This window comes from Streptomyces sp. NPDC059695 (assembly GCF_042733785.1).
Classification (GTDB): domain Bacteria; phylum Actinomycetota; class Actinomycetes; order Streptomycetales; family Streptomycetaceae; genus Streptomyces.
This window is the reverse complement of record NZ_JBHWFF010000012.1, coordinates 51,819-64,509: the sequence shown is the minus strand read 5'-3', so window position 1 is coordinate 64,509 and position 12,691 is coordinate 51,819. Positions and strand designations below refer to the sequence as shown.

At 73.2% G+C, this 12,691-nt stretch carries 12 protein-coding genes; 4 read left to right on the top strand and 8 right to left on the bottom strand.

The window, feature by feature from the left end; translation table 11 throughout:
• Positions 1-86 precede the first annotated feature (86 nt).
• The 3 genes from ACFV2S_RS16970 to ACFV2S_RS16960 all read right to left on the bottom strand — a co-directional run bounded on the left by ACFV2S_RS16970 (position 87) and on the right by ACFV2S_RS16960 (position 3,480).
• A complete protein-coding gene (locus tag ACFV2S_RS16970; protein WP_385559094.1) occupies positions 87-1,739 on the bottom strand; it encodes a phospho-sugar mutase in 1,653 nt (550 codons plus the stop codon).
• A 301-nt stretch (positions 1,740-2,040) separates the two neighbouring features.
• Positions 2,041-2,844: a purine-nucleoside phosphorylase gene (locus ACFV2S_RS16965; protein ID WP_383787220.1), complete on the bottom strand. Its 804-nt coding sequence runs from the start codon at positions 2,842-2,844 to the stop codon at positions 2,041-2,043.
• Positions 2,845-3,042: 198 nt separating this feature from the next.
• Positions 3,043-3,480 (bottom strand): gamma-glutamylcyclotransferase, encoded by a 438-nt coding sequence (locus tag ACFV2S_RS16960; protein ID WP_352016873.1) that lies wholly within the window; start codon positions 3,478-3,480, stop codon positions 3,043-3,045.
• A 272-nt stretch (positions 3,481-3,752) separates the two neighbouring features.
• Between ACFV2S_RS16960 and ACFV2S_RS16955 the strand changes: the two genes are divergently transcribed.
• Together ACFV2S_RS16955 and ACFV2S_RS16950 are read left to right on the top strand one after the other, a co-directional pair.
• Positions 3,753-5,192, top strand: coding sequence for an NAD(P)H-quinone dehydrogenase (locus ACFV2S_RS16955; protein WP_351190132.1), 1,440 nt, complete (start codon positions 3,753-3,755; stop codon positions 5,190-5,192).
• A gap of 225 nt (positions 5,193-5,417) precedes the next feature.
• Positions 5,418-6,344 (top strand): DeoR/GlpR family DNA-binding transcription regulator, encoded by a 927-nt coding sequence (locus tag ACFV2S_RS16950; RefSeq protein ID WP_383787270.1) that lies wholly within the window; start codon positions 5,418-5,420, stop codon positions 6,342-6,344.
• A 71-nt stretch (positions 6,345-6,415) separates the two neighbouring features.
• Here ACFV2S_RS16950 and ACFV2S_RS16945 read toward each other — a convergent pair whose 3' ends face one another.
• Both ACFV2S_RS16945 and ACFV2S_RS16940 read right to left on the bottom strand, forming a co-directional pair.
• Complete coding sequence (locus ACFV2S_RS16945) at positions 6,416-6,961, bottom strand: TetR/AcrR family transcriptional regulator (RefSeq protein WP_383787224.1); 546 nt, start codon at positions 6,959-6,961, stop codon at positions 6,416-6,418.
• Positions 6,962-7,038: 77 nt separating this feature from the next.
• Complete coding sequence (locus ACFV2S_RS16940) at positions 7,039-8,793, bottom strand: acetyl/propionyl/methylcrotonyl-CoA carboxylase subunit alpha (protein ID WP_385559087.1); 1,755 nt, start codon at positions 8,791-8,793, stop codon at positions 7,039-7,041.
• 373 nt (positions 8,794-9,166) lie between these two features.
• Between ACFV2S_RS16940 and ACFV2S_RS16935 the strand changes: the two genes are divergently transcribed.
• Complete coding sequence (locus ACFV2S_RS16935) at positions 9,167-9,595, top strand: hypothetical protein (RefSeq protein WP_385559084.1); 429 nt, start codon at positions 9,167-9,169, stop codon at positions 9,593-9,595.
• 2 nt (positions 9,596-9,597) lie between these two features.
• On the opposite strand, the gene ACFV2S_RS16930 is transcribed toward ACFV2S_RS16935, so the two are convergent.
• The 3 genes from ACFV2S_RS16930 to ACFV2S_RS16920 form a co-directional block, all read right to left on the bottom strand.
• On the bottom strand, positions 9,598-10,203 hold the full coding sequence (locus tag ACFV2S_RS16930; protein ID WP_383787233.1) for a Maf family protein: 606 nt from the start codon (positions 10,201-10,203) through the stop codon (positions 9,598-9,600).
• A gap of 125 nt (positions 10,204-10,328) precedes the next feature.
• Complete coding sequence (gene mmpB, locus ACFV2S_RS16925) at positions 10,329-10,457, bottom strand: morphogenic membrane protein MmpB (RefSeq protein ID WP_267258901.1); 129 nt, start codon at positions 10,455-10,457, stop codon at positions 10,329-10,331.
• Between the two features lie 107 nt (positions 10,458-10,564).
• Positions 10,565-11,200 (bottom strand): TetR/AcrR family transcriptional regulator, encoded by a 636-nt coding sequence (locus tag ACFV2S_RS16920; RefSeq protein ID WP_385559079.1) that lies wholly within the window; start codon positions 11,198-11,200, stop codon positions 10,565-10,567.
• Between the two features lie 70 nt (positions 11,201-11,270).
• Here ACFV2S_RS16920 and ACFV2S_RS16915 point away from each other — a divergent pair, with 70 nt between their 5' ends.
• Positions 11,271-12,665: an MFS transporter gene (locus tag ACFV2S_RS16915; protein WP_385559076.1), complete on the top strand. Its 1,395-nt coding sequence runs from the start codon at positions 11,271-11,273 to the stop codon at positions 12,663-12,665.
• Positions 12,666-12,691 lie beyond the last annotated feature (26 nt).

Genomic DNA, 12,691 nt, shown 5'->3' with positions numbered 1-12,691 from the left:
GACGTATCTGTCGGCTCAAGTTCCGGGGGGGGGTCACAGCCACACCTCTTCTCCTGCTGCGCCATGGCGCCACCGCCCCCAAGGCCCTACAGCCCGGCGGCCGCCGACAGGTCCCGCTTGATCGCGGCGAGCACCTCGGCGCCCTTGGCGCGGGCCGTCGTCAGCTCGCTGCCGTCGCCGACCGGGACCACGACCTCCAGGTAGCACTTGAGCTTCGGCTCGGTGCCCGAGGGGCGGACGATCACCCGGGCCCGGTAGGCGCCCTCCAGGTGGTAGCGCAGCCCGTCCGTCGGCGGCAGCGACTCCGTGCCCTTCGTCAGGTCCTCGGCCGAGACGACCGTCAGACCGGCGAGGGAGACCGGCGGGCGCTCGCGCAGCGCGGCCATCGCGTTCGCGATGATCCCCAGGTCCTCGACGCGCACCGACAGCTGGTCCGTGGCGTGCAGACCGTGCGCCACGGCGAGGTCGTCGAGCAGGTCGGTCAGCGTCCGGCCCTGCTCCTTGAGGACCGAGGCCAGCTCGGTGACGAGCAGCGCGGCCGTGATGCCGTCCTTGTCGCGGACGCCCTCGGGGTCGACGCAGTAGCCGAGCGCCTCCTCGTAGCCGTACCGCAGGCCGTCGACGCGGGCGATCCACTTGAAGCCGGTCAGGGTCTCCTCGTAGCCGACGCCCGCCGCGTCGGCGATGCGGCCCAGCAGCGAGGACGACACGATCGACTCGGCGAACACGCCCGTGGCGCCCTTGTGCACCAGGTGCGCGGCGAGCAGCGCGCCCACCTCGTCGCCGCGCAGCATCCGCCAGCCGCCCTCGGCGTCCGCGTCCGGCACGGCGACGGCGCAGCGGTCGGCGTCCGGGTCGTTCGCGATGACGAGGTCGGGGTCCACGGCCCGGGCGGCCTCGAAGGCCAGGTCCATGGCGCCCGGCTCCTCCGGGTTCGGGAAGGCGACCGTCGGGAAGGCGGGGTCCGGCTCGGCCTGGGCGGCGACGAGCGCGGGCGGCGGGAAGCCGGCCCGTGCGAACGCGGCCGTCAGGACGTCCTTGCCGACGCCGTGCATGGCCGTGTAGACGGTCCGCGCGGTGCGGGGGGAGCCGGGGCTCAGGACGGCGTCCGTGCGCGCCAGGTAGGCCTCCAGGACCTCGTCCCCGAGGGTCTCCCAGCCGCTCTCGGGCCGGGGCACGTCGTGCAGCGAGCGGACGGCCTCGATCTCGGCGGCGATCCCCGCGTCGGCCGGGGGCACGATCTGCGAGCCGTCGCCCAGGTAGACCTTGTAGCCGTTGTCGCGCGGCGGGTTGTGGCTCGCGGTCACCTCGACACCGGCGACGGCGCCCAGATGCCTTATGGCGTACGCGAGGACGGGCGTCGGCAGCGGGCGGGGGAGCACCGCGGCGCGCAGCCCGGCGCCGGTCATCACGGCGGCGGTGTCGCGGGCGAAGTCGGCGGACTTGTAGCGGGCGTCGTAGCCGATGACGACGAGGCCGCCGGTCCGGCCCTCGGCCTTGAGGTACGCGGCCAGTCCCGCGGCGGCGCGGATGACCACCGAGCGGTTCATCCGCATCGGGCCGGCGCCGAGCTCACCGCGGAGTCCGGCCGTGCCGAACTGGAGCGTGCCGCTGAAACGGGCGGCGAGCTCGTCGGTCGCGCCGGCCTCGATGAGCCGCGCGAGCTCCTCGCGGGTCTCGGCGTCGGGGTCCTCGGCGAGCCAGGCCTGGGCCCGGGTGAGGAGGTCGTCCTGCGTCACGGTGTGCCTTTCGGGGTGTGCGGGCGGGAGGGCGCGGCGGCGGGCGGGAGCAGCCCGGCGGCGGGTGCGGGCCGTGGACCGCTGCGCGGAGCCTTCCCCCACCCCGCCCCTTCCCGAAACCGGGGGCGGGCCCCCGGCCCCCCGTACGGCCTGAGGCCGTGCCCTCGACCGCCGGGCGGGCCGGCATGCGGCTCCGCAGGCGTTCGAGGCGCGGGGTCCGGGGCGGAGCCCCGGTTCGGGAAGGGGCGGGGCGGGGAAGAAGCCCCGCGCGGCGGCCCCGGCCGACGGGCGCGTCGAGGACTCAGATCCGGTCGAGGACCCGCGTCAGGAGCTCGCCCATGCGCGCGGCCGAGTCACGGCCGGCCTGCAGGACCTCCTCGTGGTTCAGCGGCTCGCCCGAGAGCCCCGCCGCCAGGTTGGTGACGAGGGAGATGCCGAGGACCTCGGCGCCGGCCTCGCGGGCCGCGATGGCCTCCAGGACGGTGGACATGCCGACCAGGTCGCCGCCCATGACGCGGACCATGTTGATCTCGGCCGGGGTCTCGTAGTGCGGGCCGGGGAACTGGACGTACACGCCCTCCTCCAGCGTCTCGTCGACCTCCTTGCACAGCGCGCGCAGGCGCGGCGAGTACAGGTCGGTGAGGTCGACGAAGTTCGCGCCGACGATCGGGGAGGCGGCCGTCAGGTTGATGTGGTCGCTGATCAGGACCGGCTGGCCGGGGCGCATGCCCTCGCGGAGGCCGCCGCAGCCGTTGGTCAGGACGATGGTCTTGCAGCCGGCGGCGACGGCGGTGCGGACGCCGTGGGCGACGGAGGCGACGCCCCGGCCCTCGTAGAAGTGGGTGCGGCCGAGGAAGACCAGCGCGCGCTTCTCACCGATCTTGTACGAGCGGACCTTGCCGCCGTGGCCCTCGACGGCCGGCGGCGGGAAGCCGGGGAGCTCGGTCACCGGGAACTCGGCCTCGGGGGCGCCGAGGGCGTCGACGGCGGGGGCCCAGCCGGAGCCCATGACCAGGGCGACGTCGTGCTGGTCGACGCCGGTCAGCTCGCGAAGACGTGCGGCAGCGGCCTCGGCGGCCTCGTACGGGGTGGCAGTTGCGTTCACTGACTCTCTCGCCTCGGGGAGGGGGGGTCCGAGGGGAGCCCCGGACGGATTTGGTACGCGAAGCAGCGTAGCCGGAGAATTCCTACGCGCGTAGATGACGATGCTGACGGACATGCGATCGTTGTCTTGTCGTTTCCGACGAACGGGGGATTCCGGTCACCCGGTCGGATCAACCCGCGAGGACCGGACCCGCCCGGATCAGCAGGGGCGCTTCCGCAACTCCATCACGTAGTCGTGCGGCGCGCCCGCCGACTCGGCCGCGTCGGCGACCTCGCCCAGGTACCGGGCGGACGGCAGACCGCCCTCGTACGCGTTGAGGACGTACACCCAGGCCGCCTCCTCGCCGTCCAGGGTGTGCACCCGCACCCGCATCCGCCGGTAGATGTCGAGCCCCACGCCCTCCCAGCGGTCCATCGAGTCCTCGTCCATCGGCGCGATGTCGTACAGCGCCACGAAGACCTGGGACCGCGGGGCCTCGACGATCGTGGCCAGCGCGCCCTCCCAGCCCATCTGCTCTCCGCCGAAGGTCAGCCGCCAGCCGTTCAGCCAGCCGGTGCCGCGCAGCGGGGAGTGCGGTGCGCGGCGGCTCATCAGCCGGGCGTCGAGGTTGCCGGCGAAAGCGGCGTAGAGCGACATGGGACCGAGGGTACGGGAGGGGGCGGGGTGTCCGGCGAAAGCCGAGGTGGCGGCCGTACGAACCCCTCCTCGCCCCCGTACGAACCCCTCCTCGCCCCCGTACGAACCCCTCCTCACCCCCGTTCGGCCGCCTTCGCGGCCCCCGGCGCGAGGCCGCGCCGGGCGTGCGGGAGAATGGGGTACGCACTTGAAGCGTGCGGGACAATGGCGTACGCACTGCATCCCAGCGGGGGGACCCCCCGGCAGAACGAGAGCGCGAGGCGTAGATCCCAGTGACCCGGATCGTGATCATCGGCGGCGGACCCGGCGGATACGAGGCGGCCCTGGTGGGCGCCCAACTCGGCGCGGAGGTGACCGTCGTGGACTGCGACGGCCTCGGCGGCGCGTCCGTCCTGACCGACTGCGTCCCCTCGAAGACCCTGATCGCCACCGCCGAGGTGATGACCACCTTCGACTCCTCCTACGAGGAGCTGGGCATCATCGTCGCGGACGACACCCCGCACATCGAGCAGGCCGCCCGTGTCGTCGGCGTGGACCTCGGCAAGGTGAACCGACGGGTGAAGCGCCTCGCGCTCGCCCAGTCCCACGACATCACCGCCTCCGTGACCCGGGCCGGGGCCCGGGTGCTGCGCGGCCGCGGCCGGCTCTCCGGCCGGCAGGCCGTGGACGGCTCCCGCCAGGTGGTCGTCACCGCCGCCGACGGCACCGAGGAGACGCTGACCGCCGACGCGGTGCTGATCGCGACCGGCGCCCACCCGCGCGAGGTGCCCGACGCCAAGCCGGACGGCGAGCGCATCCTGAACTGGACCCAGGTCTACGACCTCAAGGAGCTCCCCGAGGAGCTCATCGTGGTCGGCTCCGGCGTCACCGGCGCCGAGTTCGCCGGCGCCTACCAGGCGCTCGGCTCCCGGGTCACCCTCGTCTCCTCCCGCGACCGCGTCCTTCCGGGTGAGGACCCGGACGCCGCCGCGGTCCTGGAGGACGTCTTCCGGCGCCGCGGCATGAACGTCATGGCCCGCTCCCGCGCCGAGTCGGCCAAGCGGGTCGGCGACCGGGTCGAGGTCACCCTCGCGGACGGCCGGGTCATCTCCGGCACCCACTGCCTGATGGCGGTCGGCGCGATCCCGAACTCGGCCGGAATGGGTCTGGAGGAGGCGGGCGTCCGGCTGAAGGACTCCGGTCACATCTGGACCGACAAGGTCTCCCGCACGAGCGCCCCCGGCGTGTACGCGGCCGGCGACGTCACGGGCGTCTTCGCGCTCGCCTCGGTCGCCGCCATGCAGGGCCGCATCGCGATGTACCACTTCCTGGGCGACGCGGTGGCCCCGCTCAACCTGAAGACGGTCTCCTCCAACGTCTTCACCGACCCGGAGATCGCCACCGTCGGCTACACCCAGGCCGACGTGGACGCGGGCAAGATCGACGCCAAGGTCGTGAAGCTGCCGCTGCTGCGCAACCCCCGCGCGAAGATGCAGGGCATCCGGGACGGCTTCGTGAAGATCTTCTGCCGTCCGGGCACCGGCATCGTGGTCGGCGGCTGTGTCGTCGCGCCGAAGGCGAGCGAACTGATCCATCCGATCTCGATCGCGGTCGACAACAATCTGACCGTCGAACAGATCGCAAATGCTTTCACCGTGTACCCCTCCCTGTCGGGCTCGATCGCGGAAGTGGCACGGCAGTTGCACACCCGAAAGGCGACGGGCGAGGCGTAACGCCCCGGTCCGGCCCGGCTCCCGCCTGCGGGAACGGTTCGCCGAGTCGGACAACCCCCGGCAAGCCCGGGCAAAGAACGATCAACGACGGGGCCTCCCATACCACTTGGAGGCCCCGTCTGTGCGCATCTTCTGCAATTCGGCGCATAGTGCTGAAAAGTATCGGCCGGTCACGTTACTGTCAGTTTCGTGTTCGCTGCAGAACGTCGCCAGTTGATCCTCGAAATGGTGCGAGCCAATGGGGCCGTGTCGCTCCGCGAGCTCGCCCGCGTCGTCCAGACCTCTGAAGTGACCGTACGGAGAGACGTACGGGCCCTTGAGGCAGAAGGACTCCTCGACCGCCGCCACGGCGGTGCGGTGTTGCCGGGCGGATTCACGCGAGAATCCGGCTTCCCGCAGAAATCCCATCTCGCCACAGCGGAGAAGACGGCCATCGCCGACGTCGCCGCGAGCCTCGTCGAAGAGGGCGAGGCCATCGTCGTCGGCGCCGGGACGACCACGCAGGAGCTGGCCCGCCGGCTCGCCCGCGTGCCCGGCCTCACCGTCGTCACCAACTCCCTGCTCGTCGCCCAGGCCCTCGCCCACGCCAACCGGGTCGAGGTCGTCATGACCGGCGGCACCCTGCGCGGATCCAACTACGCGCTCGTGGGCAGCGGGGCCGAGCAGTCGCTCCAGGGGCTCCGGGTCTCCCGGGCCTTCCTCTCCGGGAGCGGCCTCACCGCCGAGCGCGGCCTCTCCACGTCCAACATGCTCTCCGCGAGCGTGGACCGGGCACTCGTGCAGGCGGCGGCCGAGGTCGTGGTCCTCGCCGACCACACCAAGCTGGGCTCCGACACCATGTTCCAGACGGTGCCCACGGACGTCATCACGCGTCTGGTGACCGACGAGCCCCCGGCGCACGACGAGCGGGCCGCCACCGAGCTCCAGGCCCTCGCCGACCAGGGCGTCCAGATCGCCGTCGCCGGTACGGGCGCCGCCGGCGGGCCCGGCGGCGGTGAGCAGCTCCCCCCGGGCGCCCGGCCCCGCCGTGACATGCCGCTCCCCGTCCAGCGCGGGCGGATGGCGGCCGGTCAGTTCCGCGGGCCGGGCGGCGCCATGGCCGCGGAGACGCTGGAGCGCACGGCCCGGGTCGCGGACATGCGCCGCCGCTGACGTCGCCCGACGCCGGCCGCAGTACCCGAGGGACCCTCCCCCAGGGGTCCCACGCCGTCACCCGAAAGACCTCAGCCCTTCAGTCCCCGCAGCGTCAGGGCGAGCAGGCGGTCCGCCAGCTCCGCGTCCTCCGGGCACTGCTCGGCCGCCAGCGCGATCGCGTTGGTCAGCTGCATCAGGTCGCCGATCGACACGTCGGCGCGCACCTGCCCCGCCTCCCGGGCCCGTTCGAGCAGCCGCTCGCCCGCCGCGCGCAGCGGGTCGCTGCACCGCGCCAGGGCCGAACTCCGGTCGTACGAGGCGGACATCAGCGCGTGCGCGAGTCCCCGGTACTCGCCCGCGTGGGCGATCAGGGCCCGCAGCCACTCCACGAGCGCCCGGCACGGCTCGTCCGCCCCGGCCAGTTCCCCTGAACGGTCGAGGAGTTCGGCCAGCGCCTCCTGGAAGACGGCGTTCAACAGGTCGGCCCGGGTGGGGAAGTGGCGGTACAGCGTGCCGATCCCCACGCCCGCGCGCCGTGCGATCTCCTCCAGGGGTGCGTCCGCGCCCAGCGCCGCGAAGGCGGCGCGGGCCTCGGTGAGCAGGCGCTCGTGGTTGCGGCGTGCGTCGGCGCGCATGGGCGGAACGGGTCCCCTCGACGAAGGGCCCGCAGGCGGCTGCCTGCGGGCCCTTCGTACCGTACTGGCTGCGGCTGTCAGTCCTTGATGTCGCAGATGGTGGCACCGGAGGTGAGGGAGGCGCCGACCTCGGCGGACAGGCCCTTGACGGTGCCCGAACGGTGGGCGTTCAGGGGCTGCTCCATCTTCATGGCCTCCAGGACGACGATCAGGTCGCCCTCCTTGACCTCCTGGCCCTCCTCGACCGCCACCTTCACGATCGTGCCCTGCATCGGGGACGCGAGGGTGTCGCCCGAGGCGGTCGGGCCGGACTTCTTCGCCGCGCGCCGCTTGGGCTTCGCGCCGGCCGCCAGGCCCGTGCGCGCCAGCGTCATGCCGAGCGAGGACGGCAGGGACACCTCGAGGCGCTTGCCGCCGACCTCGACGACGATCGTCTCGCGGCCCGTCTCGTCCTCGTCCGCCTCCGAGCCGGCCGGGGCGAAGGGCTTGATCTCGTTGACGAACTCCGTCTCGATCCACCGGGTGTGGACCCGGAACGGGTCGGCGGTGAAGTCGGGGTCGACGACGACGGCCTGGTGGAACGGGATGGCCGTGGCCATGCCCTCGACCTTGAACTCCGCGAGCGCGCGGGCCGCGCGCTGCAGGGCCTGCTCGCGGGTGGCGCCGGTGACGATCAGCTTGGCCAGGAGCGAGTCCCAGGCCGGGCCGATGACGGAGCCGGACTCGACGCCCGCGTCGAGGCGGACACCGGGGCCGGTCGGCGCCTGGAACAGGGTGACCGTGCCGGGGGCCGGGAGGAAGTTGCGGCCCGGGTCCTCGCCGTTGATACGGAACTCGAAGGAGTGACCCCTTATGGCCGGGTCGTCGTAGCCGAGCTCCTCGCCGTCGGCGATCCGGAACATCTCCCGGACCAGGTCGATGCCCGCGACCTCCTCGGTCACCGGGTGCTCGACCTGCAGACGCGTGTTGACCTCCAGGAAGGAGATCGTCCCGTCGGCGGCGACCAGGAACTCGACCGTGCCGGCGCCGACGTAGCCGGCCTCCTTCAGGATCGCCTTGGACGCCGCGTACAGCTCGGCGTTCTGCGCGTCCGTCAGGAACGGCGCGGGGGCCTCCTCGACGAGCTTCTGGTGACGGCGCTGGAGCGAGCAGTCACGCGTGGAGACGACGACCACGTTGCCGTGGGTGTCGGCGAGGCACTGGGTCTCGACGTGGCGGGGCTTGTCGAGGTAGCGCTCGACGAAGCACTCGCCCCGGCCGAAGGCCGCGACGGCCTCACGGACGGCCGAGTCGTACAGCTCGGGGACCTCTTCGAGGGTGCGGGCGACCTTCAGACCGCGGCCGCCGCCGCCGAAGGCGGCCTTGATCGCGATCGGCAGCCCGTGCTCCCGGGCGAAGGCCACGACCTCGTCGGCGCCCGAGACCGGGTCCGGCGTACCGGCGACGAGCGGGGCGCCGGCGCGCTGCGCGATGTGACGGGCGGCGACCTTGTCACCCAGGTCCCGGATGGCCTGCGGCGGCGGGCCGATCCACGTCAGGCCCGCGTCCAGGACGGCCTGGGCGAACTCCGCGTTCTCGGAAAGGAACCCGTAGCCGGGGTGGACCGCGTCCGCCCCCGAGTCCTTCGCGGCCTGGAGCACCTTGGCCATGTCCAGGTAGCTGGTGGCCGGGGTGTCACCGCCCAGAGCGAACGCCTCGTCAGCCGCCCGGACATGCAGGGCATCCCGATCCGGTTCGGCGTACACGGCCACGCTGCCGATGCCGGCGTCCCGGCACGCCCGGGCCACACGGACAGCGATTTCGCCACGGTTGGCGATGAGCACCTTGCGCACGATGGCTCCCTCCTTGAAACAAGCTGAGTTTAGGGACTGCCGACACGGCCTTTCGACCCGTCCCCAGTGGTGAGCTTGCCCACACGGAGCGTGACCCCGGGCCCGCTCGGGTCGTGAATTCCCTTGTCGCACCACGGTACGCAGGGTTCCTTTACGGCACAGTAGCTCCGAGGTGTGGCGCAGGTCTCTGTTCGTGGGGCCAGGGGCCGTTCGGGTTTCTTTGTCGGGTCTCTACGAATGGCTCGGCGATTCTTTGCCCCCGTGTCCGTCGTGTCCCGCCGTGTGCGAACTCTTGTCCAGGGGTTTACCGGCCAGTAGCCTTCGCGCTGTCGAACGTACTGGCGGTAACAGGCGAATCCAGGGGGTGGCCGAGGTGGCCCGCAGACCGATAGCCCTCGTGACGGCCGCGGTGCTCTTCCTCGAAGCGCCCGGCATCGTCGCGATCAACGCCGTCATGGCGGGCTTCCTGGAGGCGCAGTCGATGTCCCTCGACGGCATGGACCCCGACGCGATGGTCAAGGGCACCTGGGGGCTCGGCATCGCCTCCGGCGTCGCCCTCGTCGCCTGCGCCCTCGTCGCCCTCGTCGCGGGCGTCCGCGACCGCCGCCCCGGCCGCTTCGGCAGGGGCCTCCTGATCGGCTGCGCGGTCGTCCACGGCGTCCTCGGCGCCGTCGCCGTCGCGCTGCTCGGCTGGACGGCCTTCGCCTTCCTGGTGGCCGTGCTCGGGCTCGTCGTCCTCACCCTGGTGGCGTACGGCAAGGAGGCCGCCGCCCCCGGGGGGCGGGCGGCGACCGCCGGCTGATCTCAGGCCCAGAGGTCGGTGATCTCGACGTCCAGCTTGCGCAGGAGCCTGCGCAGCAGCGGCAGGGACAGGCCGATCACATTGCCCGGGTCGCCGTCGATGCCGTCGATGAACGGGGCCGAGCGGCCGTCCAGGGTGAACGCGCCCGCCACGTGGAGCGGTTCGCCGCTCGCCACGTACGCCGCGATCTCCTCGTCCGTCGGCTCGCCGAAGCGGACCACGGTGGAGGCCGTCGCCGACTCGTAGCGCTTCGCGGTCGTGTCGTAGACGCAGTGGCCGGTCTGGAGGATGCCGACCCTGCCCCGCATCGCCTGCCAGCGGGCGACGGCCTCCGCGGCGTCGGCCGGCTTGCCGAGGGCCTGCCGGTCGAGCTCCAGGACCGAGTCGCAGCCGATGACCAGCGCGCCGAACGCCTCGGGACGGGCGGCGACATGGGCGGCCTTCGCCTCCGCGAGGGTGAGCGCGAGCTCGGCCGGGGTGGGGGCGTGGACCTTGTCCTCGTCGACGCCGCTCACGATCACCTCGGGGGCGAGTCCGGCCTGCCGGAGCAGACCGAGCCGGGCGGGGGAGGCGGAGGCGAGCACGACACGGCGCGGATCAGCAGTCATGAGGGCAGCGTAGTCAGTGGCGGGCGCGCGCACGCGCGTGCGTGCGGCCCCGCGCGCCTGCGCACGGCACGACGCGTGCGTGTGCGGCCCCGCGCGCCTGCGCACGGCACGACGCGTGCGCGTGGTCAGCGGGCGGTCGCCACGAACATCGCCACCACCATCGCGAGCGCCAGCAGGACGCCGGTGCGGCGGAGCATCGCCTGCATGTCGCGCAGGAACTTCGGCGGCTGGTTCTTCGGGTCGGACCACAGCATGCCTCCGATCCTGCGGGCGGGACGGGCCGGGCGCCTGAGTACGGATACTCAGGCGCCGGGGTCCGGAAGGCCTAGATCCGGGTGGTCCGGATCCGGGAGGCCCCGCCTCAGGCCCGTACGAACACCCCGTCCCGCGCCGCCGCCAGAGCCGCCGTCACCGCCCTTTCCGCGACGGCCCCGTCGAGCTCCTCGCGGGTGACCGCGAAGCGGTAGTAGAGCGGCGCGGACACGGCACGGAGGACCTCGAAGGGGTCCGTGCCCGCCGGGACCTCGCCGCGCGCCGCGCCCCTGGTCACGACCGGGGCCCATTCGGCGAGCCGGGTCCGGTAGAAGCCGGCGAGGGCGCGGGCGCACTCCTCGTCGGAGGCCGCCGCGGCGATGACCGCGCGGAAGACGGCGCCCATCCGGGGGTCCACGAGCGTGGCCCGGACGAGTTCGGCGTTGGCCCGCAGGTCGCCCGCGAGGGTGCCGGTGTCGGAGGCGGGCAGCGACTGCTCCGCCATGTCGTGCAGGAGGTCGGTGACCAGACCGACGGGGGAGCCCCAGCGGCGGTACACGGTGGTCTTGCCGACGCCGGCGGCCGCGGCGATCCGGTCCATGTTCAGGGCGGGGAAGCCGGTGTCGGCGAGGGCGTCCAGGGTGGCGTCGAGGACGGCCCTGCGGACCTTCGCGGTGCGGCCGCCGGGGCGCACGGTGCCGGGCGAGGCCGGCCGGCTCTCAGTCAAACGGGTCTCCTGTTCCATTAACACCTTCGACTCTGCTACGGTACGGGACATCTTAACGGAACGAGCTTCCCATTAAGGGGTTCTCCGCATGGTTGCCGTCGATCTCCCCGCCACCTCCACCGCCCACCCCGACCGGATGACCGGCCGGATGCGGCTCGTCCTCGTCGTCCTCCTCCTCGCCCAGTTCATGCTGGCCGTGGACTTCTCGATCCTGAACGTCGCCCTGCCCGTCATCGGCCAAGGACTCGGCTTCACCCTCGGCGGCCTCCAGTGGATCGCCACCGCCTTCGCCCTCGCCGCCGCCGGATTCACCCTCCTCTTCGGGCGCGTCGCCGACCTGATCGGCCGCCGCCGCCTCTTCCTCGGCGGCATGGCCCTCCTCGGCGTCTCCTCCCTCGCCGGCGGACTCGCCACCGGCCCCGAGGTCCTCATGGCCGCCCGGGTCGCCCAGGGCCTCGCCACCGCCGCCGTCACCCCCGCCGGGCTCTCCCTGCTCACCGCCTCCTTCCCCGAGGGCCCGCTGCGGGCCAGGGCGCTCGGCCTCAACGGCGCCCTCATGTCCGCGGGCTTCACCACCGGCGCCATCCTCGGCGGCGTCCTCACCGACCTGCTCTCCTGGCGCTGGGCCTTCCTCGTCAACGTGCCCGTGGCCCTCGCCGTCCTCCTCGTCGCCCCCGCCGTCCTGAAGGAGAGCCGCCCGGCCGTCCGGCCCGGCCTCGACGTGCCCGGCGCGATCACCGTCACCGGCGGACTCCTCGCCCTCGTCTACGGCCTCACCGTCACCGGCGGGCACGGCTGGACCGACCCCACCGCGCTCACCGCGCTCGCCGTCGGCGCGGCGCTCCTCGTCGCCTTCGTCCTCGTCGAACGGCGCGCCGCCTCACCGCTGGTCCCGGTCCACGTCCTGAAGCGCCGCACCGTCGTCTGGGGCAACCTCGCCGGGCTGGTCGCCTTCGTCACCGAGACCTCGCTGGTCTTCCTGATGACCCTGTACCTCCAGGACGTCCTGGGCTTCTCCCCGCTCGCCGCCGGACTCTCCTTCGGCGTCCTCGGCGCCGGCACGATCCTCGGCGGCCTGGCCGCCTCCCGCTTCATCGGCCGCTTCGGCGCCCGCGCCGCCCTCGTCTCCGGCGGACTCCTCCAGGCCCTCGCGACCCTCGCCCTGTACGGACTCGGCGACGACCGGGGCAGCCTCGCGCTGCTGCTCACCGCGACCTTCGCCGGCGGCGTCGGCAACATGCTCGCGATCGTCGGCTTCATGGTCACCGCCACCTCCGGCATCCCCGACGGCGAGCAGGGCATGGCGACCGGCCTCGCGACCATGACCCAGCAGATCGGCATCACCCTGGGCACCCCGGTCATGAGCGCCGTCGTGGTCACCGCGCCCGTGCTCCTCGACGGCATCGGCCTCGCGGTCCTCGTCAACGCCGCGATCGTCGCCGCCGGAGCCGTCCTGTCGGGCGTCTTCCTCCGCCGGACGTGACCCGCGCCGGGGCATGCGAAAGGGCC

Coding starts and splice junctions, on each gene's coding strand:
- ACFV2S_RS16960 (WP_352016873.1), bottom strand. CDS start 3,480: ATGTCGCTCTACGCCGCTTTCGCCGGCAACCTCGACGCCCGGCTGATG.
- ACFV2S_RS16950 (WP_383787270.1), top strand. CDS start 5,418: ATGGTGCGAGCCAATGGGGCCGTGTCGCTCCGCGAGCTCGCCCGCGTC.
- ACFV2S_RS16945 (WP_383787224.1), bottom strand. CDS start 6,961: ATGCGCGCCGACGCACGCCGCAACCACGAGCGCCTGCTCACCGAGGCC.
- ACFV2S_RS16930 (WP_383787233.1), bottom strand. CDS start 10,203: ATGACTGCTGATCCGCGCCGTGTCGTGCTCGCCTCCGCCTCCCCCGCC.
- mmpB (WP_267258901.1), bottom strand. CDS start 10,457: ATGCTGTGGTCCGACCCGAAGAACCAGCCGCCGAAGTTCCTGCGCGAC.
- ACFV2S_RS16920 (WP_385559079.1), bottom strand. CDS start 11,200: ATGGAACAGGAGACCCGTTTGACTGAGAGCCGGCCGGCCTCGCCCGGC.
- ACFV2S_RS16915 (WP_385559076.1), top strand. CDS start 11,271: ATGGTTGCCGTCGATCTCCCCGCCACCTCCACCGCCCACCCCGACCGG.